The organism is Candidatus Sodalis sp. SoCistrobi (assembly GCF_900143145.1).
Classification (GTDB): Bacteria; Pseudomonadota; Gammaproteobacteria; order Enterobacterales; family Enterobacteriaceae; genus SoCistrobi.
In genome coordinates this window covers 1-1,492 of sequence record NZ_FRDB01000364.1, presented here as the reverse complement: position 1 = coordinate 1,492, position 1,492 = coordinate 1, and the positions used below count along the sequence as shown (strand labels likewise).

The window sequence follows — 1,492 nt, the reverse complement described above, 5'->3', positions numbered from 1 at the left end:
TGCTCATGCTGAGTTTCCAGCACTAGATTAACTGCCCGTTCACGGACTTCCGGAGAGTAACGTTTGGTCGTTGTCATAGAGACCTCCACTTTTAAAGTATAGACTCTAATTTATCCGGGGTGATTCAGTCAGGGCGCTGAGCGGCGACGCGACTCTCAGCGCGCATTATCTGGTCCCCGACCCCAGCGACCCAAGCTATACCGACGCCGGGTTTAATGAGATGCGTATTTTCAATCTGGTGGACGAGAAGGATCGCGCCTGGCACGCCGGACTCAGCGCCTGGGCGGGGCGCAACAATCTTAACGATACCTCCATTGGCATTGAAAACGTGAACCTGGCGTCGGTCAATGAGGGGGAATTTACTTTCCCGCCCTATCATCCGGTGCAAATAGCGGCCATCATTCAATTGGCGCAGGATATCTTGCGACGGTATCCAGAAATTACGCCCACTCAGATCATCGGCCATAGCGATGTAGCACCCGGGCGAAAATTTGATCCCGGCGCGGCGTTCCCCTGGAAAACATTGTTTGATGCGGGCATAGGCGCCTGGTACGACGAGGCGACCAAGCAGCAGTATCTTGACAAATTTGCTGCGCAGGGCCTACCTGACCAGGCGGCGATCACCGCTAAACTTAAAACCTATGGCTATAATACCGCGGGGGCGACAGACGCCGGCCTCTATAAGCATCTCATTCAAGCTTTCCAGTTGCATTTCCGCCCCGCTGACTGGCAGGGTACGGTGGATAGTGAAACCGCGGCGATCCTTTATGCATTGGTGGATAAATACTTTAAAAAGTAAGTGCAGACTTACTTTCACCCGCGCGGCCGCCACAATGGGGGGAAGTCGATATTTGCGATAGCCTGTTATCCCCCCGCATGCGTCCCCTTTTGCTGCCCCCTTTTCGACTCATGCCGAATACCCGCCTGACGCAAAGTGCAGTATTCCTGTTCGGGATGACAGGTAATCGTTACCTGCTGCTTTAGCAGCAGCGGATTGTTGGTTACCCCGTGGCCAAAATAGGGATAATAATACACCGGGATTGACGTCGCATCAGCAAAATCGCGGATCACGCTTTTGAAGATTAATCTCTCTTCATCGGTGGCCTCTAAAGTGAAAAATTGGCCGAAGACGATCGCGTTAGGCGTGAAGTCTTTCTTATATTGCAGCTGATGTAAGGCGCGATCGAGTTGTTTATTGAATAACCCCGAGTTTATTAGAGAGTAATTTTGGCAATACTACGCCGCTTCCTCTGATGCTAATTGCAAAGCGTAATAGTTCATTTCGGCTTCAGTAGGAGGGATGTAACCCAGCCGCCCGAGCAGCCTTCTGTTGTTGTACCAGTCCACCCAGTCCACCCAGTCCACCCAGTCCACCCAGTCCAGCGTGGCCAACTCCACTTCCGTCCGGTTTTTCCAGCTCCCGCGGTGGATAACCTCCGTTTTGTACAACCCGTTGATACTCTCTGCCATCGCATTATCGTAGGAGTCGCCG

Annotated in this window: 2 protein-coding genes and 1 pseudogene; 1 reads left to right on the top strand and 2 read right to left on the bottom strand. The window is 52.5% G+C overall.

Going from position 1 to position 1,492, the window contains the following annotated elements; all coding sequences use genetic code 11:
* Positions 1-121 precede the first annotated feature (121 nt).
* Positions 122-799 (top strand): annotated as a pseudogene (locus CINSTRO3249_RS15820) (N-acetylmuramoyl-L-alanine amidase); the annotation flags it as partial.
* Between the two features lie 65 nt (positions 800-864).
* On the opposite strand, the gene CINSTRO3249_RS16345 reads toward CINSTRO3249_RS15820, so the two are convergent.
* Positions 865-1,215 carry a S66 peptidase family protein gene (locus CINSTRO3249_RS16345; protein WP_084790289.1) on the bottom strand — a complete coding sequence of 117 codons (351 nt, stop codon included), beginning with the start codon at positions 1,213-1,215 and terminating at the stop codon, positions 865-867.
* 21 nt (positions 1,216-1,236) lie between these two features.
* Positions 1,237-1,492: integrase core domain-containing protein (locus CINSTRO3249_RS15810; protein WP_143146880.1), on the bottom strand; the 256-nt coding region annotated here is incomplete at its 5' end.